Raw genomic sequence first — 26,924 nt, forward strand, 5'->3', positions numbered from 1 at the left:
GAGCACTGGGAGGTGAGACCGATGGACCTCACTGAAATCGCCGTTGCGGTGATTACGACGGGCCCCGCCTACATCGCCGTCTGCTGGACGGTCTTCAAGAACAAACCCCAGCAGCAGACCCCGTCGTGCACCACGTGTGCCGCGCACGCCCCGGCCTGTGCTGCGTGCGACGGTCGCCCGGCCTCCGACATGGACTATGTCGTGACGTGGGCCCTCGCGGCCTGACCCAGACGTTTCCCGGAGGGGCCCGCCACCGTCACGGTGGCGGGCCCCTCCTGCTTCTCTCCACGACCTGCCCCGGCCCAGGACCGGGCCGTTCACGCCTGTCCGGGCCCACCCCGCAGTCCGCCGTTCCTGCAGGCGGCGGCGAAGAAGCAGCCGTCGGCGAGGCACGGGCACACGGAGGACGCACAGGGTCCGGACAGGCGTGAACGGTGTCCGTGCCGAGGGAGACCGACGCGCCGACCGTGGCGAGGTGCCGCATCCTGCGGCGAGCACGGGGGCCGGCGGGCGGCGAGTGCATCCGTACGGGTGGCAGGACCTACGATGACCGGATGACCAGCACGATGCAGCCGTCGAGCCGCCGCCCCGTCGGGCGCGCTCTTGTGCTGCTGGTGCTGGCAGTGCTGGCCGGTGTGCTGGCGATGCACGGCCTGGGGCCGGGACTCGCCCCCGCGAAGGCGTCGGCCGCTACCGGTGGCCACGTCATGGCGACGGTCCACGAGGAAGCCGCCCAGCAGGCAGCGGGCAGCTGCGCGCACACCGATGGCGGACAGGGGCACGTGGACCACGCGGACGCCGCGTGCGTGGCGGCCGGTATCGGCGCCGCCTACGCGCCCCCCGTCCTGGCTGCCGCCCTCGATACGGCCCCCGCCCCCCTGGCGCAGCCCGCCGGCGCGGTGGGGACGCCCGGCAACGGTCGGGCGCCGCCCGACCTCTCCGAACTGCAGCTCCTGCGGATATAGGACCCGCCCGCACGGCGCCCTCTCGCCCGGCCGGCGAGGGACGCCGTGCCCCGGCACGTCCTCATTCCGTATCGGCGCCCGCCCGCTCGGGCGGCGCATCAAGGAGTCGTTTCACCATGAACAACCACCGTTCCCTCGTCCGTCGCGCCTCCGCTGTCGTGGCCGCGACCACGGCCGCCCTCGTCGTCGCCGCCTGCGGCTCCAACAGCGACAGCCCGGCCGGGCACGACGGTCACGCCTCGAAGTCGCCCACCGCCTCGGCTCCGGCAGCGAAGGGGAGGCACAACACAGCTGACGTCGCGTTCGCCAAAGGGATGATCCCGCACCACCGTCAGGCCGTGGAGATGGCCGACCTCGCTCCGGGCCGCGCGGAGTCCGCCGACGTCAAGAAGCTCGCCGCCGAGATCAAGAAGGCACAGGACCCGGAGATCAGGACGCTGACGGGCTGGCTGACCTCCTGGGGAGAGCGCGTTCCCGCCGACGGAGCGATGGACCACTCCGCGCACGGCATGGCAGGGATGATGACGGCGGAGGACATGGACACGCTGAAGGCAGCCTCGGGCAAGGCGTTCGACACCGCCTTCATGGACATGATGATCAAGCACCATGAGGGTGCCGTGGCGATGGCGAAGACGGAGAAGACCGACGGTGCCTTCCCTGACGCCAAGGCCATGGCCGACGCCATCATCACTGCACAGACCGCCGAGATCACCAGGATGAACAACCTGCTCGGCAGGAACTGACCCGACTGGCAGAGAGGTGTGGGGGGTGCGCCGGCGCTCGACGCCCGGCGCACCCGCCCCTCGGTCGCGTGCGGCTCGACATCGACACCGACAGTCGGGCCGCGGATGCCGGGCAGGGGTCTCGTACGGCCGACGAACCGCCGTCGGGAGGCGATCGCGACGCCTGCGTGCTCCACCGCCGGAGCACCGGGCGCGCGGTCCGCGAAGCACGGTGACGCCGTCAGCGAAGCGCCGGTGCGTTGGCCGGGCGTGCATCGGTGCGCACGACGCGACCCGGACCACGCGCCGCAGCGCGAGCCGGCCGGCGGCCGGGTCGGGCGCGGGAGGCGAGGCGGCACGACCGTGCGGCCGACCGGCCCACTCCACAGCGCGCCCGTCCCGCCGCACGCGGAGGCTCGATCCATGAAAGCCACGCTGCTCGCCCTGCTGACCGCCGGCGGACTCCTCGCCCCAGTGGCTCCCCCCTCACCCGTCGGGGCACCCTCCGCGGCTGCCGGGACCCAGGCGCCGCCGCCCCGTACCGTCTCCGCCTGGCTGCCGTACTGGGACCAGGAGACCGCCTACCGCGACGCGCTCGCGCACGCCGACCAGCTCCACACCGTCAGCCCGTTCTGGTACCAGGCCAAGGCCGCCGACCGGATCGACCCGCACTACAGCGCCGAGAAGAAGAGCATCGTCGACGGCCTCCACCGGGCCGGCGTCAAGGTCGTCCCGACCGTCATGGAAACGCTCCCGGCCGGGGCCCTCGACGCGATCGTCACCGACCCCGACCGTCGCGCCACCCACGTCCGCGCACTGCTGGCCGTCGCCGGACGGGGCGACTACGACGGGCTGGAACTCGACTACGAGACCCTCGCTCCCACCGGCGACACCCGGTACAAGGCGGTACGCGCCGGCTACGCCGCCCTCGTCACCGACCTGTGCACGGCGTTGCACGCCGCCCGCAAGACGTGCGCGGTCGCCGTCACCCCGCAGACCGACGGCAGCGGACGCATCTGGGACTACCCGGCACTCGGCCGGGCCGCCGACCGGGTGCGCATCGTGGCGTACAACCTGCACTGGGAGGGCGGCAGGCCGGGGCCGCTCGCCACCCCGCAGTGGTACGACCGGATCCTCACCCGCGCCACCGCCCTCATCCCGCGCGACAAGATCGAGATGGCGCTCCCCGCGTACGGGTGGGACTGGACGACGGGCGGCGCGACCAAGCACGTCACCTGGAAGGAGGCGGAGGCACTGCGCACACGTACCGGCGCTCCGTACCGCCTGGACGCGGAGTCCGGCTCGCCCCACTTCTCGTACACGGACCCCCAGGGGCGCAAGCGCACCGTCTGGTACCAGGACGCCCGCGGTGTCGCCGCGCACCTGCCCGTGCTGCGCAAGCACGGGATCAGCCAGACCGGCTTGTGGGCACTGGGCTTCGAGGACCCGGCACTCTGGGGGGTGCTGGCACGGGGCTGACCGCATGTCAGGTCAATCTCATGTCAGATCAACCTCATGTCAGGACATGGATGCAGGCGAAGGCGTGCGCGTTGTCCGTATGTCCTGTCAGAGAGGTACTGACAGAGCGGTCGGCCCCCTCCGCGGGGAACCTGCCGCTCGGCGCACGGATCAGATCCAGCCATCCAGCGACGACATGAATCCGTCGAAGTCGTCGCGCTGGATGGTGTGGCCCGCACCTCTGACCGTCCGGACCTCGAAGCCGCGTTCGCGCAGCAGCGCGGCCCGCTCCTCGTTGATGATCAGGCTCGGGTCGGCCAACTGCACCAGGGACGGCACGACCGCCTTCCTGGGGAGCAGGTCGCGGCCCCCGAGCGCGGCCAGGCCGAGCGCGGAAGCCTCGTCCCAGAGCGCCAGCGTCGCCACCTCCACATCGACGTCCTCCGCGTCCCAGCGCGGGTTCATCGCCGCGATGTGCGCCCGGCGGACCGACTTGAACTCGGCGAAGACCTCGGGGCCGAATCCTCCGGGCAGTTCCAGGTGCCAGGCCGGGTCGGAGTACACGGCGCGCTTCGGGCGCAGCCGGTCCACGGCGAGAGAGAGCGTGAGCCCGCCCAACGAGTGCCCGACGGCGAGTTCGGCGTCCGTCGGCAGGGTCTCCACGAGGTCGTCCGCGAAGGCGTCCGGCGTGTACGTGTCGCCGCGCCCGCTGAGACCGTGGCCGCGCAGGTCGACGGCGATGACGCGGTAGCCCTTGTCGGCCAGTGCGGGGCCGACGGTCCGCCAGGCGCGGTGGTCGGACATTATTCCGTGGATCAGGAGGGCGACGCGATCGCCCTCTCCCCAGGTGTGGGTGTTCAGCTGCACGACGGTGCCTTTCTCGACGGTGCGTGAGGACAGCGGAGTCGCCCCGCGGCACAAGTGGTGGCCCGGCCCGTGGATCCCGCGGGAACGGCCCCGATTCTGCCTGCCGGCCCGGTGCCGGGTCCGGCCGGGCGGTGGGCGCGGGAGGCGGGCGGGGCGGTTCAGCGGACTGTCCGGGGGACTGTCCGGGAGGTTCAGCGGACTGTGCGGATGGGACGCACCGCGAGGGCGCCCAGCAGCGAGAGGGCCGCCGCGACCAGGAAGAGCGCGGTGTAGCCGCCGCTGGCCTGGACGACGAGTCCGGCGATGAACGGGGCGGCGATCTGCGGCCCCGCGTTGGCGACGTTGAGGATGCCCATGTCGCGGGCGGCGTCCTCGGACTTCGGCAGCACCATCGTCACCAGGGCGGTGTCCACGGCCATGTAGCAGCCGAAGCCCAGGCCGTTGACGGCGCCGAAGAGCAGCATGGCGGTCCAACTCGTCGAGACCGCCGGGAAGACCATCGCGACGGCGGCCAGCAGTGCCGAGACGCCCACGAACAGCTTGCGGCGGTCGTACTTGTCGGACAGCCAGCCGCCGAGAACCGTGGAGATCACCGAGGCGGCCGCGTTGACCATGGTCAGGATCGCCGCGGCCACCGGCGGCTCCAGGCCCGCAGGCAGGCTCGTATGGTCCTGGAGGATGTACAGCTGGAAGCCGAGGACCGCGAAGTAGCCGAGGACGAGCAGTGCACGGCCGATGAACGCCCAGCGGAAGTCGTGGTGCGCCAGGGCGCTCGCGAAGGAGGCGATCTGCCGCTTCACGGGCAGCGGGCCCTTGCCGGGACGACGCTCCTCACGGGCACAGCCGGTGAACAGGACGGCGGCCGCGGCCACCATCGCCCCGAACACCAGGTATCCGGTGCGGTAGTTGTCGGAGAACGCGGCACCGATCAGTGCGCCGATGGTGGAGCCGAGGGGGATGCCCAGCCCGACGGCGGCGGAGGCCCTGCCGCGCGAGGCGAGCGGAACGCGGTCCGGAACGACCGACGTCAGGGCCGCCTGGTAGAAGTTCATCGCGGCCTGGCCCAGGCACCAGACGATCGTCACCAGCAGCACGGTGTTGACGCTGCCCAGCAGGGCCATCACCCCGAGGGCGCCGATGCCGCCGCCGAGGATCCACGGGTTGCGGCGTCCGGACCGGTCGGACAGGGCGCCCGCGATCGGGTTGAAGAGCGTGGCGAAGATCGCCGAGACGCCGGAGACGACGGTCATGTTGCCGACCTTGTTCGCCGGGTCGATGTGCGCGACCTGAAGGGCCATCACGAAGCCGGGTACGCCGATGTAGAGCGCGTACATGACGGTGTTGCCGACGAGCAGCAGCGGCAACAGCGCTCGGGTCGGGTGGTGCGTCTCGGCGGAGCCGGTGCCGACCGCCGCGCCGGTACCGGGGGAGGAAAGGGCCACGCTGCCCTCCAGGGGTGGAGTGAAGAGGCTGTGGGGATGACGGAGGATTCCCGCCGGGGCTTCCCGAGGGAGGTCGCCGCGCAGGGTGCGAGCGGTGAGGTGACACGTGTCACTGACGCGTGTAATGCTTTGTAGCACCGAATTCCGGCCAACCGCCAGACCCCGTGCGGCACGCGTCTGGAAAGATGCCGAACGCGATGAGCCAGACACCGAAGAAGCCAGCCGACCAGACCGTCCCCACCAGCACCGATGTCGCACGCCTGGCCGGAGTTTCGCGCGCCACCGTGTCCTACGTGCTGAACAACACCTCGGCCGTACGGATCAGCGAGCCGACCCGTCGGCGGGTCCGTGAGGCGGCCGAGGAACTCGGTTACGTGCCGCACGCGGCAGCGCGCAGCCTGCGTGCCGGGCACACCCGCATGGTCCTGCTGCCGACCGCGCACATTCCTGTCGGGCCGCTCTACGGTCAGTTCTTCAACGAACTGCACTGGGCGCTGCGCGACCTCGACTACACGGTCGTGCAGTACGGCAGCCTCGGTCTCACCGCTGACGAGGCGGCCCGCGCCTGGGCCGAACTGCGGCCGGTGGCCGTCGTCTCGCTCGGCGAGATCACCCTCAACCCGCGCGGTGTGCAGCTCCTCAAGAGGTCGGGGGCGAAGGCGGTGGTCACCCTGGGCGCGCAACGCGTCGAGGGCGCGCACTCGTTGGTGATGGACCAGCGCGAGGTCGGCATCGCCGCCGCCGGCCACCTCCTGGAGCGCGGACACCGCAGGATCGGCGCCGTCGTACCGGAGGAACCCGGTCTGGAGATCTTCTCCAAGCCGCGGCTGGCGGGCCTGCGCAGGGCGGTCACCGACGCCGGGGCCACCGTCGAGCCGCTGGCCATGCGGTACGACGAGGAGTCGGCCGCCGCGCTGGCGGCCCGCTGGCGCGATCTCGGGCTGGACGCGGTGTTCGCGTACAACGACGAGTACGCCCAGCTCCTCATGAGGGCGCTCCAGGACGCCGGCGTCGACGTGCCGGGCGACACCGGCGTCATGGGCGCCGACAACCTCCTCATGGGCAAGCTCCTGCGCCCCCGCCTCAGCACGGTGCAACTGGAGCTGCCGCCCGGCCAGTACCTCGCGGACCTCGTCGACCGGCTCGTGCGGCATCCGTCGGACGAGGTGGAGGACAGCGGCCTGATGGGCGCGTACGCGGTGCCGCGCGAGTCCAGCTGACCCGTTGTGCCGCGTCCCAGTGTGGGAGCGCGTGTCCCGTCCGCCGTTGACAGCCGACGGGACGCGCCACAGACTCGGACGCGGGCGATCAAGGGGGGTCGGTGCCGCCGGCGGGAGCCCGGTCCGAACGCCCTTGAACCCCAGGAGAGTGGCGATGCCCGCGAGCATCCGTGACGTCTACGTCGTCGACGCCGTCCGCACGCCGATCGGCAAGTTCGGCGGCGCGCTGTCGGGCGTACGGCCGGACGACCTCGCCGCACACGTGGTGCGGGAGCTGGTCGGGCGATCCCCGGAACTCGACCCCGCGCGCATCGACGACGTGTACTTCGGCGACGCCAACGGGGCCGGGGAGGACAACCGGGACGTGGCCCGCATGGCGGTGCTGCTCGCCGGACTCCCGGTGACCGTGCCGGGCGTGACGGTCAACAGGCTCTGCGGATCGGGTCTGGAGGCCGTGATCCAGGCCGCCCGCGCGATCGCGCTCGGCGACGCGTCCGTGGCGGTCGCCGGCGGCGTCGAGTCGATGTCCCGCGCCCCCTGGGTCCTCCAGAAGCCCGAACGGGCCTTCCCCGCCGGACACCAGCAGCTCCACTCGACGACCCTCGGCTGGCGGATGACCAACCCCGCGATGCCCGCCGAGTGGACCGTCGCGCTGGGCGAGGGCGCCGAACAGGTCGCCGACAAGCACAAGATCGGCCGTGCGGAACAGGACGCCTTCGCCCTCGCCAGCCACCACAAGGCGGCGGCGGCCTGGGCCGCGGGGCACTACGACGCCGAGGTCGTGCCGTACGAGGGCGTGGCCATGCTGCGTGACGAGTGCATCCGGGAAGCCTCGACGATCGAGACCCTGGCGCGGCTCAAGCCGGTCTTCCGCACCGAAGGAACGGGCACGGTCACCGCGGGCAACTCCTCTCCCCTCAACGACGGGGCGGCGGCCCTGCTGCTCGTCGACGACGCCGGACTGCGCGCCACCGGCCGCGAGCCGCTCGCCCGGATCCGCGCCTCCGCCGTCACCGGCGTCGAACCCCAGCTCTTCGGCCTCGGACCGGTCGAGGCGGTCGGCCGGGCACTCGACAAGGCGGGCCGTACCTTCGCCGACCTCACGGTCTTCGAGCTGAACGAGGCGTTCGCCGCGCAGTCCCTCGGCTGCCTCGCCGAATGGCCCGAGCTGGACCCGGCCGTGGTCAACCCGCGCGGAGGCGCACTCGCGCTCGGGCACCCGCTGGGCGCCTCCGGGGCGCGCCTGGCCGGAGCGGTCGCGCACCAGCTCGCGGCGGCGGGCTCGGGCACCGGAATCGCCGCCCTGTGCATCGGTGTCGGACAGGGGCTCGCGCTGGTCCTGGAACGCTGACAGGACCGCGGCACCGGGCGGGCGGACCAGGTTCGTCGAGGCGGCCGAGCGGTCCGGGGTCACGGCGAGGCGTTCGCGCCGGTCCCCGGCAGCACGCCGCACGCCGTAGTCGGGACGACCGGGCCGTGGCGACGCCCGGCGGCCCCGCACACGGACGAGCAGCGCACGTACGGACGCGCGTCACGACGACGTGTGCACGGATGAGCGCGTGCCGGGACGGGCGCAGCTCCGTGGGGCGGCGCCCGTCCCGAGGCCGGGGGAGGAACGCGCGGTCAGCCCGCCTCCTGCTGCCCGCCCGCGCCCTCGGCCTGCGCCTTCTCGATGGACTTGCGCACCTCGTCCATGTCCAGGTTGCGGGCCTGGCCGATGATGTCTTCGAGCGCGGCTTCCGGAAGAGCGCCCGGCTGGGCGAACACCGCGACGTTCTCCCGGACGATCATCAGGGTCGGGATCGACTGGATCTCGAAGGCGGCCGCGAGTTCCTGCTGCGCCTCCGTGTCGACCTTGGCGAAGACCAGGTCCTCGTGACGGTCGGAAGCGCCCTCGTAGACCGGCGCGAACTGACGGCAGGGGCCGCACCACGACGCCCAGAAGTCGATCAGGACGAAGTCGTTCTCGGACACTACGCTGTCGAAGTTCTCTTTGGTCAGCTCGACAGTGGCCATGGTGTGCTCCTCTTCCGTCATTCAGGGCGTCGCCGTATGCCGCACAACGGCGTGCGGCGGCGCCCTATTCCGTCGGTGCCCCTTCCCCTGTGGTCCCGGCGCACACCACCGAGCAGACTGTCTTTCATGACATCCGACACAGACACAGGCACGGACCGCGGAACCCTTGAGTACGACGTGGTGGTGCTGGGCGCCGGTCCGGTGGGGGAGAACGTCGCGGACCGGGCGCGCGCGGCCGGGCTGAGCGTGGCGATCGTGGAGTCCGAACTGATCGGCGGGGAGTGCTCCTACTGGGCGTGCATGCCCAGCAAGGCCCTGCTGCGGCCGGTCACCGCGCGGGCCGATGCCCGCCGCGTCCCCGGACTTGAACAGTCCGTCCAGGGGCCGCTGGACGTCCCCGCGGTCCTCGCCCACCGCGACTCCTACACCTCGAACTGGCAGGACGACGGCCAGGCCGACTGGCTGAAGTCGATCGACGTGGCGATCCATCGCGGACACGGCCGTCTGACGGGTCCCCGACGGATCACCGTGACCGCGCCCGACGGCGTGCGCACGGCGCTCACCGCCCGGCACGCCGTCGCTGTCTGCACCGGCAGCCGCGCGGTCGTCCCGGACCTGCCCGGCGTCGCGGACGCCGCACCGTGGACGAGCCGGGAGGCGACCAGCGCGAAGGAGGCGCCCGGCCGGCTGGTCGTCGTCGGCGGGGGAGTGGTGGGCGTGGAGATGGCCACCGCCTGGCAGGCGCTCGGCTCCCGGGTGACCGTGCTCGTGCGGGGAGAGGGGCTCCTGCCGAAGATGGAGCCCTTCGCGGGCGCGCACGTCGCCGCCGCCCTGGAAGAGGCGGGCGCGACCGTACGCACCGGAGCGTCGGTCGCGGCGGTGGACCGCGACGACACGGGCCTGACGGTCACCCTGGAGGGCGGCGAGCAGCTCCGGGCCGACGAGATCCTCTTCGCGGTGGGCCGCGCCCCCAGGACCGACGACATCGGTCTGGACACGGTGGGACTCACGCCGGGGTCCTGGCTGTCCGTCGACGACAGCTGCCGGGTCACGGACGTGGAGGGCGACTGGCTGTATGCGGTGGGCGACGTCAACCACCGGGCGCTGCTCACCCACCAGGGCAAGTACCAGGCGCGACTCGCGGGCGACGTGATCGGCGCGCGCGCCCTGGGGCGTCCCGTCGACGACACGCCCTGGGGCGCGCACGCGGCGACCGCCGACCACGCCGCCGTCCCCCAGGTGGTCTTCGCCGACCCGGAGGCGGGCTCCGTCGGCCTCACCCTCGCCGAGGCGCAGCGCACCGGCCGCCGGGTGCGGGCCGTCGACTACGACATGGCCTCGGTCGCCGGGGCGGGCCTGTACGCCGACGGCTATCGGGGGCGCGCCCGTATGGTCGTCGACCTCGACACGGAGACGCTCCTCGGCGTCACCTTCGTCGGCCCCGCCGTCAGCGAACTGGTGCACTCCGCGACGGTGGCGGTGGTGGGCGAGGTGCCCCTGTCACGGCTGTGGCACGCGGTTCCCTCGTACCCGACGATCAGCGAGGTGTGGCTGCGGCTGCTGGAGACGTACCGCGGCTGAGTGCGGGCCGTGGCGGGGCGGAGGCGCGGTACGGCGCGAGGCGTGTCCGCCCCGTCGCGGGGCCGCAGCCGTGGGCGGGGCCCGCCGGGACACCGGCCCGGTCCGCGAGCCCGGAGGAGGAACGCCGACGCGGGACCCGGCGGCGCGGTCCGCCGCCGGAGGGGCGGACGTGCCCGAAGGGGCGCGGAATCCGGGCGCGCTGGTGTGCGAATGAAGCTCGGCTTGGGGGCCGGTTAAGAAAACCTCGATGGACGCGGCGCGTCCGGATCGGCAGATTGGTGCACGCAAGCGATCACCACGAACCCCGCCCCGGATCAGCGCTGCCACGAAAGCGCTGCCGTCACCGCCACACCGCCTGGAGCCACAGCCATGAGAGCACTCGTCAAGCACAAGGCCGAGCCGGGGCTGTGGCTCATGGACGTGCCCGAGCCCGAGACCGGCCCGGGCGACGTGCTGATCAAGGTGCTGCGCACCGGCATCTGCGGCACCGACCTGCACATCCGCAACTGGGACGGCTGGGCGCAGCAGGCCGTCACCACGCCCCGGGTGCTGGGCCACGAGTTCGTCGGTGAGGTCGCGCGCATCGGCGCGGACGTCCAGGACATCAAGGTCGGGGACGTCGTCAGCGGCGAGGGCCACCTCGTGTGCGGCAAGTGCCGCAACTGTCTGGCAGGGCGCCGTCACCTGTGCCGCTCCACCGTCGGCCTCGGCGTCGGCGTGGACGGCGCCTTCGCGGAGTACGTCGCCCTGCCCGCCTCCAACGTGTGGGTGCACCGCACCGAGGTCGACCTCGACGTCGCGGCGATCTTCGACCCCTTCGGCAACGCCGTGCACACCGCCCTGTCCTTCCCGCTGGTCGGCGAGGACGTCCTGATCACCGGCGCGGGCCCGATCGGCATCATGGCCGCCGCCGTCGCCAAGCACGCGGGCGCCCGCAGCGTCGTCATCACCGACGTCAGCGAGCCCCGCCTGGAGCTGGCCCGCCAGGTCGGCGCGACCCTCGCCGTCAACGTCGCGGAGAGCAGCATCAAGGAGGCCCAGGCCAAGCTAGGCCTCAAGGAGGGCTTCGACATCGGCCTGGAGATGTCCGGCCGCCCCGAAGCCATGCGCGACATGGTCGACAACATGACGCACGGCGGCCGCATCGCCATGCTCGGCCTGCCCGCCGAGGAATTCGCCGTCGACTGGTCCCGGATCGTCACGTCGATGATCACCGTGAAGGGCATCTACGGCCGCGAGATGTACGAGACCTGGTACGCGATGACCGTCCTGATCGAGGCCGGACTCGACCTGCGTCCCGTCATCACCGGCAGCTACGGCTACCAGGACTTCCAAGCCGCCTTCGACGAGGCCGCCACCGCCCGCAGCGGCAAGATCATCCTCGACTGGACCGTCTGACCTCCCCGTCTCTTCCTCCAAGGAGCACCCTCCATGTACGCGTCCGTCCGTGACGAACTGCGCGCCACCCTCGACGAGATCCGCGAAGCGGGACTCTTCAAGCCCGAGCGCGTCATCAGCAGCCCGCAGAGCGCCACCGTCGGCGTCACCGCCGACGGCGGGCAGGCGGACGTCCTCAACTTCTGCGCCAACAACTACCTCGGCCTCGCCGACCACCCCGAGGTCGTCGCCGCCGCCAAGGACGCCCTGGACCGCTGGGGCTACGGCATGGCCTCCGTACGGTTCATCTGCGGCACCCAGGAGATCCACAAGGAGCTGGAAGGCCGCCTCTCGGCGTTCCTCGGCCAGGAGGACACGATCCTCTACTCCTCCTGCTTCGACGCCAACGGCGGTGTCTTCGAGACCCTGCTGGGCGCCGAGGACGCGGTGATCTCCGACGCCCTCAACCACGCCAGCATCATCGACGGCATCCGCCTGTCCAAGGCCCGCCGCCACCGCTACGCCAACCGCGACCTCGCCGACCTGGAGAAGCAGCTCCAGAACACCCAGGACGCCCGCCGCCGCCTCATCGTCACCGACGGGGTCTTCTCCATGGACGGCTACGTCGCCCCCCTGACGGAGATCTGCGACCTCGCCGACCGTTACGACGCGATGGTCATGGTCGACGACTCGCACGCGGTCGGCTTCGTCGGCGAGGGCGGCGGGGGCACCCCCGAGCTGCACGGCGTGAGGGACCGCGTCGACATCATCACCGGCACCCTCGGCAAGGCGCTCGGCGGCGCGTCGGGCGGCTACGTCGCCGCCCGCGCGGAGATCGTCGCCCTGCTGCGCCAGCGCTCGCGCCCGTACCTGTTCTCCAACTCCCTCGCCCCGGTCATCGCCGCCGCCTCCCTCAAGGTCCTCGACCTGCTGGAATCGGCCGGCGACCTGCGGGAGAAGCTCGCCGCCAACACGAAGCTGTTCCGCACGAAGATGACCGAGGCGGGCTTCGACATCCTGCCCGGCGACCACGCCATCGCCCCCGTCATGATCGGCGACGCCGCCGAGGCGGGCCGGATGGCGGAGCTGCTCCTGGAGCGCGGCGTGTACGTCATCGGCTTCTCCTACCCGGTCGTCCCGATGGGCAAGGCGCGCATCCGCGTCCAGCTCTCCGCCGCCCACTCCACCGAGGACGTCGAGCGGGCGATTGCGGCGTTCGTCGACGCACGGGCGACACTGGCTGGGTGATCGACCCCAGACGGCTCCGCATTCTGAGGGCCGTGGCGGACCACCGTACGGTGACCGCCGCGGCCTCCGCGCTGTACCTGACCCCTTCCGCCGTGTCCCAGCAGCTCAACGCGCTGGAGCAGGAGACCGGGCACGCCCTGCTGATCCGCACCGGCAAGGGGGTGGAGCTGACCGCGGCGGGCGAGATCCTGCTCGCCCACGCCCACTCCGTCCTCGCCCAGCTGGAGCGCGCGGAGGCGGAGCTCGCCGACTACGCGGGCGGCGTCGCGGGCGAGGTCATGGTCGCCTCCTTCGCCACCGGCATCGCCGAGGTCGTCGCCCCCGCCGTCGGCAGGCTGGCCACCGCGCATCCCGGCATCCGCATGCGGGTGTGGGACGCCGAGGGCGACGAGAGCCTCCCGCTCGTCCTGGGCGGCAAGGCGGACGTCGCGGTCGCCGTGGAGTACCGGGGCGCGCCCCGCGAGGACGACCTGCGCCTCGCCCGCGTACCGCTGTACGCCGAGCCCTTCGACGCCGTACTGCCCGCGGAACACCCGCTGGCCGCCGACGACCGCGTCGCGCTCGCGGGACTCGCCGACAGCGACTGGATCGGCCCCTACCCCGGCAACCCGTGCCACGACATGGTCCTGCTCGCCTGCGAACTCGCCGGTTTCCAGCCGCGCCTCAAGCACTCCTCCGACGACTTCCGCGCGGTGGTCGCCCTCGCGGGCGCCGGCACGGGGGTGGCGCTCGTGCCGCGTTCCGCACTGCGCGGGATGGAACTCAAGGACGCGGTGGTGCGTCCCGTGGCGGGGCCCGCGGCGACCCGCAGGGTGTTCGCCGCCGTACGCCGCGGCGCGGAGGAGCACCCGCTGATCCGGCCGGTGCTCGACGCCCTCGTGACCTCGGCGGGCGGGCTCACCACCGGATGACCGGAAGGGAGCGTCAAGGCGGCGTACGGGAGGGCCCGTCGGGGTGCACTCCGGGAATCGATTGACCCCAAGTCCGGTTGAGGTCCTAGCGTGCGCAGTGCTCCCCGGTCCGGCTCCGCCGACGGGTCACCGAGCAGCGGACCTACACCTTCCGGAGGCACTCCGTGGACATGGAAGTCACCGCGTGGACATCGATGCACAGCGTCATGACCGCGCAGGACGACAAACGCCCCTTCTCCCGCACCACCCTGCGCCGCATCCTCGCCTTCGCCGGCCCGCACCGCGCCAAGCTGCTCCAGTTCCTGGCGCTGAGCGTCGTCACCGCCCTCCTCGCCGTCGCCACCCCCGTCCTCGCGGGCCGAGTCGTCGACGCCATCGTCAAGGGGGACGCCGGCGGCACCATCACCCGCCTCGCCCTGCTCATCGCACTGATCGCGGTCGTCGAGGCAGGACTGGCGCTGGTCACCCGATGGCTGTCGTCCAACCTCGGCGAGGGGCTGATCCTCGACCTGCGCACGGCCGTCTTCGACCACGTCCAGCGGATGCCGGTCGCCTTCTTCACCCGCACCCGCACCGGTGCGCTCGTCAGCCGCCTCAACAACGACGTCATCGGCGCCCAGCGCGCCTTCAGCAACACCCTCTCCGGTGTCGTCTCCAACCTCGTCACCCTGCTGCTGACCCTCGCCGTGATGCTGAGCATCTCCTGGCAGATCACCCTGCTCGCCCTCGTGCTGCTGCCGGTGTTCGTCGTCCCGGCCCGCCGGATGGGCTCGCGGATGGCCCGGCTCCAGCGGGAGGCCGCCGCCCACAACGCCACCATGGGCACACAGATGACCGAGCGGTTCTCCGCGCCCGGAGCGACGCTCATCAAGCTCTTCGGCCGGCCCGCCGACGAGTCCGCCGAGTTCGCCGCCAGGGCCGGCCGGGTGCGTGACATCGGCGTGCGCACCGCCATGGTGCAGTCCACCTTCATCACCGCCCTCACCCTCGTCTCCGCCCTCGCGCTCGCGCTGGTCTACGGCCTCGGCGGCTTCTACGCGCTGCGCGGCAGCCTCGAACCCGGGGCCGTCGTCTCCCTCGCCCTGCTGCTCACCCGTCTCTACGCCCCGCTGACCGCCCTCGCCGGCGCGCGCGTCGAGGTGATGAGCGCGCTGGTCAGCTTCGAGCGGGTCTTCGAGATCCTCGACCTCAAGCCCCTGATCGCCGAGAAGCCGGACGCGCGGAAGGTCCCCGAGGGGCCGGTGTCCGTCGAGTTCGACCACGTCACCTTCGCCTACCCGTCCGCAGACAAGGTCTCCCTCGCCTCCCTCGAAGACGTGGCCGTCCTCGACAACAGGGGCGGCACGGACGTCCTGCACGACGTGTCCTTCCGCGCCGAGCCCGGCCGGATGGTCGCCCTCGTCGGCTCCTCCGGCGCGGGCAAGTCGACCATCGCGCAACTGCTGCCCCGGCTGTACGACGCGGACGCGGGCGCGGTGCGGCTCGGCGGCGTCGACGTGCGCGAACTGAGCGCCGACTCGATCCGCGCGACCCTCGGCATGGTCACCCAGGACGGTCACCTGTTCCACGAGTCCGTCCGCGCCAACCTCCTCCTGGCCCGCCCGGAAGCCACCGAGGACGAGGTCTGGGACGCCCTGCGACGGTCCCGCCTGGACGACCTCGTGGCCTCCCTGCCCGACGGCCTGGACACCGTCGTGGGGGAGCGCGGCTACCGGCTCTCCGGCGGCGAACGGCAGCGCCTCACCATCGCCCGGCTGCTCCTCGCCCGTCAGCGCGTCGTCATCCTCGACGAGGCGACCGCCCACCTCGACTCGACGTCCGAGGCAGCGGTGCAGGAGGCACTGGCCGAGGCCCTGGAGGGGCGCACCGCGGTCGTCATCGCGCACCGGCTCTCCACCGTCCGGGCCGCCGACCTGATCCTCGTCGTGGAGGACGGGCGGATCGTCGAGCGGGGCACCCACACCGAACTGCTGGCGGAGGGCGGGCGGTACGAGCAGCTGTACCGCACCCAGTTCGAGCGCCCCGGATCCGAGGAGCCCCAGCCGGTCGCCTGATCCGTTCGGAAAGGGAACCCACCGGCCTACGATGGACGGATGAGCCCCGACAGTCTCCTGGGAGCACACCCGTGACCCGCCGCCACCAGACCGACGACACCTGCGGCATCGCCCACGCCGCAGGTGTCGTCGGTGACTGGTGGACCCTGCTGGTGCTGCGCGAGATCGCCCGCGGGCACGTGCGCTTCGACCGTCTCGCGGCCGAACTGGGGCTGTCCCGCAAGGTGCTCTCCGAGCGGCTGGCCACGCTCACCGGGCACGGGGTGCTGGAGCGACGCCCGTACCAGGACAGGCCGACGCGGTACGAGTACGTCCTCACCGAGCGCGGCCGGGACCTGCTCCCGGTGCTGGTCTCCCTCCAGGACTGGGCCGACCGGTGGCTGCTCGGCGACGGAACCCTGACGGGGAACGCCGCGGGCGGAGGCGGCGACACCGCCCGGGTCCATCAGCTCGTCGGCACCCGGATCCCCGACGGGCTGGAGCTGCCCGGCACGGACGGAGCCGTCCACTCCCCGGTCGCCCCGGGAGCCCGCGCCACCGTCCTGTTCGCCTACCCCGCCACCGGCGTCCCGGGCGGCCCGCCCCGCCCGGACGTCCCGGGGGCCGCCGGCTGCACCCTGGAGAACCGGCTCTTCCGCGAGGCCTGGCCGCGGTGCGACGCCGCGGGGATCGCCGTGCGCGGAGTGAGCACCCAGCTGCCGGGCGAGCAGGCCCGCTTCGCGGCAGCCGAGGACCTCCCTTTCGTCCTGCTCTCCGACGAACGGCTCCGGCTCGCCGCCGCCCTGCGCCTGCCGACGTTCCGGTCGGCCCAGGACCTCCGCCTCAAGAGGCTGATCCTGGTCCTCGACGCGGAGCGCACCGTACGGCACGCCCTGTTCCCGGTGACGGACATCCCTGCGGCGGTCGAGGAGGCACTCGCCCACGGCAGCGCCTTGTGACAGCCGCTACGCGCCGATGTCCTCGCCCCACAGCTCGGGCTCGGCCGCGATGAAGTCCGCCATCATCCGCACGCACCGCGCGTCGTCCAACTGCACGACCTCCACCCCGTGCGCGGCAAGCCAGTCGTGCCCGCCGCAGAAGGTCTCGGACTCGCCCACGACCACCCGCGAGATGCCGAACTGGCGCACCAGACCGCTGCAGTACCAGCACGGCGACAGCGTCGTCACCATGGTGGTGCCCCGGTACGAGCCTTGCCGGCCCGCGTCGCGGAACGCCGACGTCTCCGCGTGCATCGACGGGTCGCCGTCCTGCACCCGCCGGTTGCGGCCGCGTCCCAGCAGGGTGCCGTCCGCCCCGTACAGGGCGGCCCCGATCGGGACGCCGCCCTCGGCCAGGCCCGTCCGGGCCTCCTCGACGGCGGTCGCGAGCCACTGACGGGCCTGTGCCTGGTCCATGGACGTCTCCTGGTCTGCGATGCGGGGCCACGCTCCCGCTCCAGTGTGCGGCACCCGAAGGGACCTGCGCTGACCTGGGACTCCGCGCACGATCGCGGGCCGGGCCGTGAGGGGGCGGCCGTCCCCGGGGCCGCCGCGCCGGGTTAGCCTGAACCCACGATGAACCGTCTTTCGACGCCCTGGGGCGTGTCCGAGCTCGCCCGCTTCCCCGAGGACCCGCGGGACACGCTGCGCGCGTGGGACGCCGCCGACGAGTACTTGCTGCGGCACCTCGCGGGCACCGACGAGGTCCCGCCGGTGGACCTCGGCGGCAGCGTCGTGGTCCTGGGCGACCGGTGGGGCGCGCTCACCACCGCGCTCGCCGGACACCGCCCCGTGCAGATCACCGACTCGTACCTCGGGCAGCGGGCCACCCGCGCCAACCTCGCCCGCAACGGCGCGGCCCCGGACGCCGTCACCCTGCTGTCCACCCGGGACACCCCGCCCGACCGCGTCGATGTCCTGCTGATCCGGGTGCCCAAGAGCCTCGCGCTGCTGGAGGACCAGCTGCACCGGCTCGCTCCGGGCATCCACGAGGACACGGTCGTCGTCGGCACCGGCATGGTGAAGGAGATCCACACCTCCACGCTGCGCCTGTTCGAGAGGATCGTCGGCCCCACCCGTACCTCCCTCGCGGAGAAGAAGGCCCGGCTGATCTTCTGCACCCCCGGCCAGGCACGGGAACCGAGCGCGGGCCCGTGGCCGGTGACGTACACCCTGGACTCCGACGCGGGGGCGGGCTCCGGGGTGACGGTCACCAACCACGCCGGGATCTTCTGCGCCGAACGCCTCGACATCGGCACCCGGTTCTTCCTCCAGCACCTGGCGAAGAGCCGGCACCTGGCGCCGGGAGCGGGCCCCGCCCGGATCCTGGACCTGGGCTGCGGCAACGGAGTCGTCGGCACGGCCGCCGCGCTCGCCCGCCCGGGAGCGGACGTCGTCTTCGCCGACGAATCGTTCCAGGCCGTCGCCTCGGCGGAGGCGACCTGCCGCGCGAACCTCCCCGAAGCGGCGGACAAGGCCGAGTTCCTGGTGGGCGACGGCACCGCGGGCATCCCCCACGAGTCCGTCGACCTCGTGCTGAACAACCCCCCCTTCCACTCCCACCAGGCGACCACCGACGCCACCGCCCGGCGGATGTTCGCCGGGGCGCGCGACGTGCTGCGCCCCGGCGGCGAACTCCTGGTCGTCGGCAACCGGCACCTCGGCTACCACGTACGGCTGCGCAGGCTCTTCGGCAACTGCGAAGTGATCGCCGGCGACCCGAAGTTCGTCGTCCTGCGCGCCGTCAAACGCTGACCGCCGGGCCGGTCGGGGCGCTCAGTGCCCGGCGGTGCCCTCCGGCGACCCGAAGTCGCCGGACAGGGCGGCCGCGGTCCGCAGGTACGGCGCCGCCTCCGCGTGCCGTCCCTGGCGCTCCAGGGTGCGGCCCAGCATCAGCTGCGCGTAGGTCTCGACCGGGCAGGCCTCCAGCACCGTGCGCAGCTCCCGCTCCGCCTTGGAGAGCTGGGCGGAGTGGTAGTACGAGCGGGCCAGCAGCAGCCGCGGCGAGGTCAGCTCGGGGGCCTCCGCCACGAGGGACGTGAGGACGCGGGCCGCCTTGTCGTACTCCTTCGCGTCGAAGAACAGCTGCGCGCGGTCCCAGCGCTCGGCCGGGGCGCCCTGCCGGTAGTACGCGTCGTTGAGGTTGACCTGTACGTTCACCGCTACTCCTTCTGGCCTGTCGGTACGGGATCGGCCGTACCGCGCCGTTCACCCCCTCCAACACACCCCTGTCGTTGAACATTCCACCATTGCGGGCGGCGTCCCGATGCCGGGATCCCGGCCTCCGGCGCTACGTTGACGCCATGAGCAATCTCGATCTCCAGGCGACCCCCTCGGTCTGCGGCGGGCGCGGCTTCGTCGCCGCCGAACCGGTCCGCGAACTCCTCTCGCCCCGCCGGGTGCAGCTCGGCGCCTCCACCGAGGTACGGCGGCTGCTGCCCAACCTGGGCCGCCGCATGGTCGGCGCCTGGGCCTTCGTCGACCACTACGGCCCCGACGACATCGCCGACGAGCCCGGCATGCAGGTCCCCCCGCACCCCCACATGGGCCTCCAGACCGTCAGCTGGCTGCACGACGGCGAGGTCCTGCACCGCGACAGCACCGGCAGCCTCGCCACCATCCGCCCGCGCGAACTCGGTCTGATGACCTCGGGGCGGGCCATCAGTCACTCCGAGGAGAGCCCCCGCCGGCACGCGCGCCTCCTGCACGGCGCGCAGCTCTGGGTGGCCCTCCCCGACGCCCACCGGCACACCGAGCCGCACTTCCAGCACCACACCGACCTGCCGACGGTCACCGCCCCCGGCCTCGCGGCCACCGTGATCCTGGGCGAACTGGACGGCGCGGCGTCGCCGGGGACCTCGTACACCCCGATCGTCGGCGCCGACCTCACCCTGACGCGCGGCGCGCAGGCCTCGCTGCCGCTCGACCCCGACTTCGAGTACGCCGTGCTCTCCATGTCCGGCGAGGCGCACGTCGACGGGGTGCCGGTCCTGCCCGGCTCGATGCTCTACCTCGGCTGCGGACGCACCCGGCTGCCCCTGCGCGCCGAGTCCGACGCGAGCCTGATGCTCCTGGGCGGCGAACCCTTCGAGGAGGAACTCGTCATGTTCTGGAACTGGATCGGCCGCTCCCACGAGGAGATCGCCCAGGCCCGCGCCGACTGGATGGAGGGCACCCGATTCGGTGAGGTGAAGGGGTACGACGGGCCCCCGCTGCCCGCACCCGCGCTGCCCGCCGGCCCTCTCAAGCCGCGCGGACGGGTGCGCTGACGGCGCGCCGACACACGCGCTGAACAACGGATTCCGCTTCCCTGTGTGTGAAACCGGTGGTGCGAGGAAGGCGCACAGCAACAGACCCGCACCACCGGAGGCACATCCTTGAGCGACAGCGAGAACACCCGCGAGAGCACCAAGAACATCTTCGTGCTCGGCCTCGACGAGGCGAACCTGCCCACCCTGAACGCGGTGCCGCATGCCGAGGAGTACCGGTTCCACCCGTTGCTCACCATCGAGGAGCTCCAGGTCGGCGAGGTGTCGGTGCCCGACCTAATCGACAGGGCACAGGCCGTCCTGGACGCCTTCGACGGCCCCATCGACGCGATCGTCGGCTACTGGGACTTCCCCGTCAGCACCCTCGTGCCCATCCTGAGCGAGCGCTACGGCACCCGAAGCACCAGCCTCGAATCCGTCGTCAAGTGCGAGCACAAGTACTGGAGCCGGCTGGAGCAGGAGAAGGTCGTCGAGGAGCACCCCCGGTTCGGCCGGGTCGACCTCGAAGCCGACGACCCCCGGCCGCCCGAGGGCATGAGCTTCCCCATGTGGGTCAAGCCCGCCCTCTCGTACTCCTCGGAGCTGGCGTTCGGGGTCAAGGACCAGCACGAGTTCCGCGAGGCGGTCGGGGAGATAGCCAAGGGCGTCGCCCGGGTGGGCCGCCCCTTCGAGTACGTGCTCGACCAACTCGACCTGCCCGAGGAGATGACCGGCGTCGGAGGCCAGGTCTGCCTCGCCGAGGAGACGCTCACCGGCGTCCAGGTCGCGGTCGAGGGGTACGTGCACGACGGCGAGGTCACGGTCTACGGCGTCCTCGACTCCATCAACTACCCCGGCTCCTCCAGCTTCCTGCGCCACCAGTACCCCTCCGCCCTGCCGGAACCGGTGATCGGGCGGCTGCACGACGTCTCGAAGAAGGTGATGCGCCAGGTCGGCATGGACGCCGCGACCTTCAGCATCGAGTACTTCTACGACCCGCAGCGCGACGCCCTCAACCTGCTGGAGATCAACCCGCGGCACTCGCAGTCCCACGCGGAGCTCTTCGAGTACGTCGACGGCGTCCCCAACCACCACTGCATGCTCAGCCTGGCCCTGGGCCGCGACCCCGCCCTGCCGCACCGCGCCGGCCCGTACCAGGTCGCCGCGAAGTGGTACTACCGCTGGTTCGCGGACGGCACGGTGCGCCAGGCCCCCGGACCCGAGGACATCGCACGGATCGAGAAGGAGATCCCGGGCGTACGCGTCGACATCGTTCCCGACGAGGGCCAGCGGCTCTCCGACACCGAACAGCAGGACAGCTACAGCTACGAGATCGCCCACATCTTCACCGGCGGCGACAGCGAGGCGGACATCCGCGCCAAGTACGACCGCTGCGTCGCGGCCCTGGGCCTCGACTTCGCCGACACCGTGCCCGGCGGCCGGGACCAGAAGAACCTCTGACACCGGCACCGGACACCGAACCAGCAGGAGAGGAGCGAGACCGCCCCATGCGCCATGTGAGCAACCTCCCGTACGACACCAAGGAGGAGGAGCACGTCGTCGTCCCCGCCCGCGACGGCACCCGACTCTCGGCCAGGATCTGGCGGCCCGTCGGCTCCGACGGGGCGCCGGTGCCCGCCGTCCTGGAGTACATCCCGTACCGCAAGCGCGACCTGTCCGCCGTGCGGGACTCCATCCACCACCCGTACCTCGCCGGCCACGGCTACGCCTGCGTGCGTGTCGACCTGCGCGGCACCGGCGAGTCCGAGGGCGTCCTCGCCGACGAGTACCTGGAGCAGGAGCAGACCGACGCCGAGGACATCCTCGCCTGGATCGCCGAACAGCCCTGGTGCGACGGGAACACCGGCATGATGGGCATCTCCTGGGGCGCCTTCGCCGCCCTCCAGACCGCCGCCCGCAGGCCGCCGAGCCTGCGTGCCGTCGTCCTCGCGTCGTTCACCGACGACCGGTACGCCGACGACATGCACTACATGGGCGGCGCCATGCTCTCCGACAACCTCGCCGAGGCGGGCACCATGTTCGCCTACGCCACCTGTCCGCCGGATCCCGCCGTCGTCGGCGAACGCTGGCGCGAGATGTGGCAGGAGCGGATGGAGAACACCCGCCCGTGGATCCTCAACTGGCTGCGCCACCAGCGCCGCGACGACTACTGGCGGCACGCCTCCGTCTGCGAGGACTACACCGCCGTCCAGGTCCCGGTACTGGCGTCCAGCGGCTGGGCCGACGGGTACTCCAACGCCGTCACGCGCGTACTGGAGCACCTCGACGTGCCCCGCAAGGGCCTGATCGGGCCGTGGTCGCACAAGTACCCCCACCTGGGCGAGCCCGGACCCGCCATCGGCTACCTCCAGGAAGTCGTCCGCTGGTGGGACCACTGGCTCAAGGGCATCGACAACGACGTGATGGCCGGGCCGATGCTCCAGGCATGGATGCAGGACAGCGTGCCGCCCTCCACCTCCTACGAGGAACGTCCCGGCCGCTGGGTCGGCGAGCCCTCCTGGCCCTCCCCGCACATCACCCCCGTCACCCATCCCCTGCTGCGCCACCGCATCGCGTCACCCGGCCAGGAACCGCCCGAGGGCGGCGGCGAGGCCATGTCCGTGCGGTCGCCGCTGTCGGTGGGGCAGTTCGCCGGCAAGTGGGCCTCGTACAACGCACCGCCCGACCTGCCCTACGACCAGCGCGAGGAGGACGGCGGCTCGCTCGTCTTCGACACCGCGCCCCTTGAGGAGCGGACGGAGATCCTCGGCACGGCGACGGTCGCACTGGACCTGACGGTGAGCGAGCCGGTCGCCACCGTCGCCGCCCGGCTCTCCGACGTCGCCCCCGACGGCAGCGCCACCCGCGTGACCTACGGCGTGCTCAACCTGACGCACCGGGACGGCACGGGCGAGCCCGAACTCCTGGAGCCCGGCAAGCGCTACCGCGCCACCGTGCAGCTCAACGGAGCCGCCCAGGCATTCCCGCCCGGCCACCGCATCCGGCTCTCCCTGTCCACCTCCTACTGGCCGCTCGCCTGGCCCGCCCCCCGGCCCGCCATGCTGCACGTGTACGAGGGCACCAGCACCCTCACCCTGCCGGTGCGCCCCAACGAGGAGCCCGACGAGGCGCCGCAGCAGCCCTTCGACGAACCGGAGGGATGCCCGCCGCTGTCCGCCACCCGGATCACCCCGCCCGAGGAGCGCTGGGAGGTCAAGCGCGACCTCATCGGCTACGGGTCCACCCTGGAGATCGTCAAGGACCGCGGCACCGTGCGCATCGACGACATCGCCCTCGACACCGGTCTGCGCGCCGAGGAGCGCTACACCGCGACCGCCGACGACTTCACCTCCGTCGCGGGCGAGACGGCCTGGACGATGCGCTTCGCACGCGACGACTGGAACGTCCGCGTGGAGACCCGCACGGAACTGCGCTGCACCGAGACGGACTTCCTCGTGGACGCCACTCTCGACGGCTACGAGGGGGAGCGCAGGGTCTTCTCCCGGACCTGGAACGAAACCGTGCCCAGGGACGGCCTGTAACGGCGGCACCACTCGTACGGACCGTCCGGACGCGCGGTCACCCGCCCCGAAGGCTGCAATGGACGGGTGACCGCGCCCCCGGACGACTGCCTCGCCCGCAACGACTGGATCTGCGGCGCGTATCTGTCCAGCCGCCGCGAGATCCTCCTCGACGCGGTGCTCCAGCACCTCCACCTGACCGTGGTGTCGGTGCTGCTGGGGCTCCTCGTCGCCGTGCCCCTGGCCCTCGCCGCCCGCCGCTGGCGGTGGGCCGCCGGGCCGGTGCTCGGGCTGACGACGGTGCTCTACACCATCCCCTCCCTCGCGATGTTCTCGCTGCTGCTGCCCGTGTACGGGCTCTCCGCGTCCCTCGTGATCGCCGGACTCGTGCTCTACTCGCTGACCCTGCTCGTACGCAACCTCCTCGCCGGGCTGCGCGCCGTGCCGGAAGAGACCCGGCAGGCGGCCCGCGGCATGGGCTACGGGCCGGTGAGACTGCTGCTCGGCGTGGAACTGCCGCTCGCCGTGCCCGCCGCCATGGCCGGACTGCGCATCGCCACCGTCTCGGCCGTCTCCCTGGTCACCGTCGGCGCGATCGTCGGCCACGGCGGCCTCGGCAACCTCATCTACACCGGGATGAACTCCTACTTCAAGGCGCAGGTCCTCACCGCCTCGGTGCTCTGCGTGGTCATCGCCGTCGCCGCCGATCTCCTCCTGCTCGGCCTGCAGCGACTGCTCACCCCCTGGGCGCGCGCGTGAACACCTTCACCGCGGCCTGGGACTGGCTCACCGACGCCACGCACTGGAACGCCGAAGGCGGCATCTGGGACCGTCTCGGCGAGCACCTCTTCCTCACCGTCGTCTGCCTCCTGCTCAGCTGCCTGATCGCGCTGCCCGTCGCCCTCGTGCTCGGCCACCTCGGCAGGGGCGGGGCGCTCGCCGTGAACATCTCCAACGTCGGCCGGGCCGTGCCCACCTTCGCCGTGCTGGTCCTGCTGCTCCTGACCCCGCTCGGGACGAAGGGGGAGTGGCCGACGATCGTCGCACTGGTGCTGTTCGCGGTGCCGCCGCTGCTGACCAACGCGTACGTCGGCATGCGCGGCGTCGACCAGGACACCGTACGGGCCGCCCGGGGGATGGGCATGACGGGGCGCCAGGTGATGTTTCACGTGGAACTTCCCCTCGCCCTGCCGCTCGTCCTGACCGGTGTGCGCATCGCCGCCGTCCAGCTCGTGGCGACCGCGACGCTCGCCGCGCTGGCGGGCGGCGGCGGACTGGGGCGCCTCATCACCGCGGGATTCAATCTGGCCAGCACCCCGCAGGTGGTGGCGGGCGCGGTCCTGGTCGCCGTCTTCGCGCTCCTGGTGGAGGGCCTCTTCGAAGTGGGCCACAAGTGCGTCCCCTCGTGGGCGAGGGGACGGAACGGATGAAGCCACGCCTGTACGCGGCGGTCCTCGCTCTCCTGGCCCTCACGGCCTGTGCCACCGGCCCCGCGTTGGAGGACCGTGGTGAGGTCACCGGCGAGCCCGGAGACGGCCACGACCTGACCATCGGCTCGGCCGGCTTCACCGAGAGCGATCTCCTCGCCCAGATGTACGCGCTCCTCCTGGAGAAGGCCGGACACCGCACCGGCATCCTGTCCGTCGCCAACCGGGAACTGTACGAACCGGCCCTGGAGAGCGGCCAGATCGACGTCGTCCCCGAGTACGCGGCCACCTTCGCCGACTGGCTCAACGCGAAGACGAACGGCGCCGACGCACCGCCCGTCGGCTCACCCGACCTGGACGCCACCATGAGGGCACTGCGCAGGCTCGCCGCGCCGCGCGGGCTCACCGTCCTCGACGCGGGCCGCGCCGTCGACCAGAACGCCTTCGCCGTCACGGAGGCATACGCGCGCGAGCACCGCCTCAGGACGCTCACCGACCTGGGAAGGTCCGGGCTGCCGGTACGGCTCGCGGCGGGCGACGAGTGCGTGCAGCGCCCGTACTGCGCGCCGGGGCTGCAGAAGACGTACGGCATCGACATCACGGCCGTCGACCCCAAGGGCGTGGGCACCACCCCCGCCAAGCAGGCCGTGCAGAACGGCCAGGACCAGATGGTCCTCACCACCACCACCGACGCCACCCTCGACGCGTTCGGCCTGGTCCTGCTGGAGGACGACAAGCACCTCCAGAATGCCGACCACATCGTGCCCGTGGTGAACAGGCGTCAGGCCGGTTCGGCGCGCGTCACCACAGTGCTGGACAAGCTCAACACCGTACTGACCACCGAGGACCTGGCCTCGCTCAACCGGCAGGTGGACAGCTGGCGGCGGCTGCCGCAGGACGTGGCGCGGGCCTATCTGGAGTCCAAGGGGCTGATCTGACGGAGTCGCTCCGCGTCGTCCAGCGCCAGCCGGGCGGCCAGAATGCGGTCCCGGACGTCGAAGCGGTCGAGCGGGTCCGCGCCCCGGGCACACTGCTGCGGCTCCGGCGGCCCGCAGTCGGTCTTCGTCACCGGCAGATCGTCCCGGGCCTGCTCCAGGGAGTTGATGACGACACCGATCAACAGGTTCACCAGGAGGAACGAGCTGAGCAGCACGTACGAGCCGTAGTACGCGAGCGACCAGGGCGAGATCAGCAGCCCGGCGTGCACCGCCTCGCCCAGCCCGTCGAGCGACATGAGGATGAACAGGGTGACCACCGCCCTCCCGAGCGACCCGTAGTGCTCGGGGTCGGAGGCCGCGAAACAGAGCCAGCCCACCATCGCGTACACGTACAGCAGCAGTGCGCCGACCATCACGAAGCTCACGGTCCCCGGCAGGCACTTCCCCAGGGCGGTGACGATCACCCGCAGCTGCGGCAGGAAGCGTGCGGTGCGCAGCACCCGCAGGAGGCGCAACAGACGCAGCAGCGTGCTGTTGTCCCCGGTGACGGGAAGGAACGCGAGGAGTACCACCGCCGCGTCGAAGACGTTCCACGGATTGCGGAAGAAGTCCCCGGGCCGGTCGGCGTGCGCGGCCAGCCGCAGCAGCGACTCGGCCGCGAACAGTGCGAGGAAGAAGCCCTCCAGCAGGGCGAGCGGGCCCTGCCAGCGTTCCGCGAGACCCGAGTACGTCTCCACGCCGAGAAGTACGGCGTTGGCGAGGATCGCGGTCATCACCAGGACCGGGAAACCGCGTGCGTCGACCAGCCGGCCGGCCCCCTCGGCCAGCGCCCGCCGTCGGCCCGGCTGCACTGCGCAGGAGCCGTGATCACCACGATGCATGAGGTTCATGAGGTCGAGTCCACCCGGCGTGAGGTTGCGGATTGCGCACGTCGACCGCAGCCCTGTCCGTG

25 protein-coding genes are annotated in these 26,924 nt (G+C 72.1%); 19 read left to right on the top strand and 6 right to left on the bottom strand.

All coding sequences use genetic code 11. The features are described 5' to 3' along the window. Positions 1-21 precede the first annotated feature (21 nt). The 4 genes from ACQPZG_RS30790 (at position 22) to ACQPZG_RS30805 (ending at position 3,166) form a co-directional block, all read left to right on the top strand. Positions 22-225: a hypothetical protein gene (locus ACQPZG_RS30790; protein ID WP_433548958.1), complete on the top strand. Its 204-nt coding sequence runs from the start codon at positions 22-24 to the stop codon at positions 223-225. 329 nt (positions 226-554) lie between these two features. After that, a complete protein-coding gene (locus ACQPZG_RS30795; RefSeq protein WP_433548959.1) occupies positions 555-965 on the top strand; it encodes a DUF6153 family protein in 411 nt (136 codons plus the stop codon). Positions 966-1,081: 116 nt separating this feature from the next. Next, positions 1,082-1,708 (top strand): DUF305 domain-containing protein, encoded by a 627-nt coding sequence (locus tag ACQPZG_RS30800; protein ID WP_433548960.1) that lies wholly within the window; start codon positions 1,082-1,084, stop codon positions 1,706-1,708. Between the two features lie 402 nt (positions 1,709-2,110). Beyond that, complete coding sequence (locus ACQPZG_RS30805; RefSeq protein ID WP_433548961.1) at positions 2,111-3,166, top strand: glycosyl hydrolase family 18 protein; 1,056 nt, start codon at positions 2,111-2,113, stop codon at positions 3,164-3,166. Between the two features lie 150 nt (positions 3,167-3,316). On the opposite strand, the gene ACQPZG_RS30810 is transcribed toward ACQPZG_RS30805, so the two are convergent. Together ACQPZG_RS30810 and ACQPZG_RS30815 are read right to left on the bottom strand one after the other, a co-directional pair. Then, entirely contained in the window at positions 3,317-4,012 is a 696-nt protein-coding gene (locus ACQPZG_RS30810) for an alpha/beta fold hydrolase (RefSeq protein WP_433548962.1), read from the bottom strand. Between the two features lie 191 nt (positions 4,013-4,203). Beyond that, positions 4,204-5,454, bottom strand: coding sequence for an MFS transporter (locus ACQPZG_RS30815; RefSeq protein WP_433548963.1), 1,251 nt, complete (start codon positions 5,452-5,454; stop codon positions 4,204-4,206). A 197-nt stretch (positions 5,455-5,651) separates the two neighbouring features. Here ACQPZG_RS30815 and ACQPZG_RS30820 point away from each other — a divergent pair, with 197 nt between their 5' ends. Next, complete coding sequence (locus tag ACQPZG_RS30820; protein WP_433548964.1) at positions 5,652-6,674, top strand: LacI family DNA-binding transcriptional regulator; 1,023 nt, start codon at positions 5,652-5,654, stop codon at positions 6,672-6,674. 154 nt (positions 6,675-6,828) lie between these two features. Continuing rightward, positions 6,829-8,025: a thiolase family protein gene (locus ACQPZG_RS30825; protein ID WP_433548965.1), complete on the top strand. Its 1,197-nt coding sequence runs from the start codon at positions 6,829-6,831 to the stop codon at positions 8,023-8,025. Positions 8,026-8,297: 272 nt separating this feature from the next. Here ACQPZG_RS30825 and trxA read toward each other — a convergent pair whose 3' ends face one another. Then, a complete protein-coding gene (gene trxA / locus ACQPZG_RS30830; protein ID WP_433548966.1) occupies positions 8,298-8,690 on the bottom strand; it encodes a thioredoxin in 393 nt (130 codons plus the stop codon). 126 nt (positions 8,691-8,816) lie between these two features. Here trxA and ACQPZG_RS30835 point away from each other — a divergent pair, with 126 nt between their 5' ends. From ACQPZG_RS30835 to ACQPZG_RS30860, 6 genes are all read left to right on the top strand, one after another. Continuing rightward, positions 8,817-10,271 carry a dihydrolipoyl dehydrogenase family protein gene (locus ACQPZG_RS30835; protein WP_433548967.1) on the top strand — a complete coding sequence of 485 codons (1,455 nt, stop codon included), beginning with the start codon at positions 8,817-8,819 and terminating at the stop codon, positions 10,269-10,271. A 369-nt stretch (positions 10,272-10,640) separates the two neighbouring features. Then, on the top strand, positions 10,641-11,669 hold the full coding sequence (gene tdh, locus ACQPZG_RS30840) for an L-threonine 3-dehydrogenase (RefSeq protein ID WP_433548968.1): 1,029 nt from the start codon (positions 10,641-10,643) through the stop codon (positions 11,667-11,669). Between the two features lie 33 nt (positions 11,670-11,702). Continuing rightward, a complete protein-coding gene (locus tag ACQPZG_RS30845; RefSeq protein WP_433548969.1) occupies positions 11,703-12,896 on the top strand; it encodes a glycine C-acetyltransferase in 1,194 nt (397 codons plus the stop codon). Beyond that, entirely contained in the window at positions 12,893-13,807 is a 915-nt protein-coding gene (locus ACQPZG_RS30850) for a LysR family transcriptional regulator (protein WP_433548970.1), read from the top strand. Before ACQPZG_RS30845 ends, ACQPZG_RS30850 begins: the two co-directional genes overlap by 4 nt. A 164-nt stretch (positions 13,808-13,971) precedes the next feature. Beyond that, a complete protein-coding gene (locus ACQPZG_RS30855; RefSeq protein WP_433548971.1) occupies positions 13,972-15,861 on the top strand; it encodes an ABC transporter ATP-binding protein in 1,890 nt (629 codons plus the stop codon). A gap of 71 nt (positions 15,862-15,932) precedes the next feature. Then, complete coding sequence (locus ACQPZG_RS30860; RefSeq protein WP_433548972.1) at positions 15,933-16,799, top strand: winged helix-turn-helix transcriptional regulator; 867 nt, start codon at positions 15,933-15,935, stop codon at positions 16,797-16,799. Positions 16,800-16,805: 6 nt separating this feature from the next. Here ACQPZG_RS30860 and ACQPZG_RS30865 read toward each other — a convergent pair whose 3' ends face one another. Next, positions 16,806-17,255 carry a nucleoside deaminase gene (locus ACQPZG_RS30865; RefSeq protein ID WP_433548973.1) on the bottom strand — a complete coding sequence of 150 codons (450 nt, stop codon included), beginning with the start codon at positions 17,253-17,255 and terminating at the stop codon, positions 16,806-16,808. 159 nt (positions 17,256-17,414) lie between these two features. On the opposite strand from ACQPZG_RS30865, the gene ACQPZG_RS30870 reads away from it, so the two are divergent. Then, complete coding sequence (locus ACQPZG_RS30870; RefSeq protein WP_433548974.1) at positions 17,415-18,593, top strand: methyltransferase; 1,179 nt, start codon at positions 17,415-17,417, stop codon at positions 18,591-18,593. 21 nt (positions 18,594-18,614) lie between these two features. Here the strand turns inward: ACQPZG_RS30870 and ACQPZG_RS30875 are convergent, their stop codons facing one another. Further along, the gene (locus ACQPZG_RS30875; RefSeq protein WP_433548975.1) at positions 18,615-18,998 is read right to left on the bottom strand and encodes a tetratricopeptide repeat protein; all 384 of its coding nucleotides are present in this window, start codon (positions 18,996-18,998) and stop codon (positions 18,615-18,617) included. Positions 18,999-19,141: 143 nt separating this feature from the next. Here ACQPZG_RS30875 and ACQPZG_RS30880 point away from each other — a divergent pair, with 143 nt between their 5' ends. The 6 genes from ACQPZG_RS30880 to ACQPZG_RS30905 all read left to right on the top strand — a co-directional run bounded on the left by ACQPZG_RS30880 (position 19,142) and on the right by ACQPZG_RS30905 (position 25,972). After that, positions 19,142-20,107: a pirin family protein gene (locus ACQPZG_RS30880; protein ID WP_433548976.1), complete on the top strand. Its 966-nt coding sequence runs from the start codon at positions 19,142-19,144 to the stop codon at positions 20,105-20,107. Between the two features lie 108 nt (positions 20,108-20,215). After that, positions 20,216-21,547: an ATP-grasp domain-containing protein gene (locus ACQPZG_RS30885; protein WP_433548977.1), complete on the top strand. Its 1,332-nt coding sequence runs from the start codon at positions 20,216-20,218 to the stop codon at positions 21,545-21,547. Positions 21,548-21,594: 47 nt separating this feature from the next. Then, entirely contained in the window at positions 21,595-23,628 is a 2,034-nt protein-coding gene (locus tag ACQPZG_RS30890) for a CocE/NonD family hydrolase (protein WP_433548978.1), read from the top strand. Positions 23,629-23,694: 66 nt separating this feature from the next. Continuing rightward, positions 23,695-24,366 carry an ABC transporter permease gene (locus ACQPZG_RS30895; protein ID WP_433548979.1) on the top strand — a complete coding sequence of 224 codons (672 nt, stop codon included), beginning with the start codon at positions 23,695-23,697 and terminating at the stop codon, positions 24,364-24,366. Further along, complete coding sequence (locus ACQPZG_RS30900) at positions 24,363-25,037, top strand: ABC transporter permease (protein ID WP_433548980.1); 675 nt, start codon at positions 24,363-24,365, stop codon at positions 25,035-25,037. The genes ACQPZG_RS30895 and ACQPZG_RS30900 overlap by 4 nt, the downstream gene beginning before the upstream one ends. Beyond that, a complete protein-coding gene (locus tag ACQPZG_RS30905; protein ID WP_433548981.1) occupies positions 25,034-25,972 on the top strand; it encodes an ABC transporter substrate-binding protein in 939 nt (312 codons plus the stop codon). The genes ACQPZG_RS30900 and ACQPZG_RS30905 overlap by 4 nt, the downstream gene beginning before the upstream one ends. On the opposite strand, the gene ACQPZG_RS30910 is transcribed toward ACQPZG_RS30905, so the two are convergent. Then, entirely contained in the window at positions 25,945-26,862 is a 918-nt protein-coding gene (locus ACQPZG_RS30910) for an ion transporter (protein WP_433548982.1), read from the bottom strand. The two genes, ACQPZG_RS30905 and ACQPZG_RS30910, sit on opposite strands and share 28 nt — an antisense overlap. Between the last annotated feature and the right edge of the window lie 62 nt (positions 26,863-26,924).

The sequence above is a fragment of the Streptomyces sp. CA-294286 genome (assembly GCF_050947155.1).
Lineage (GTDB): Bacteria > Actinomycetota > Actinomycetes > Streptomycetales > Streptomycetaceae > Streptomyces.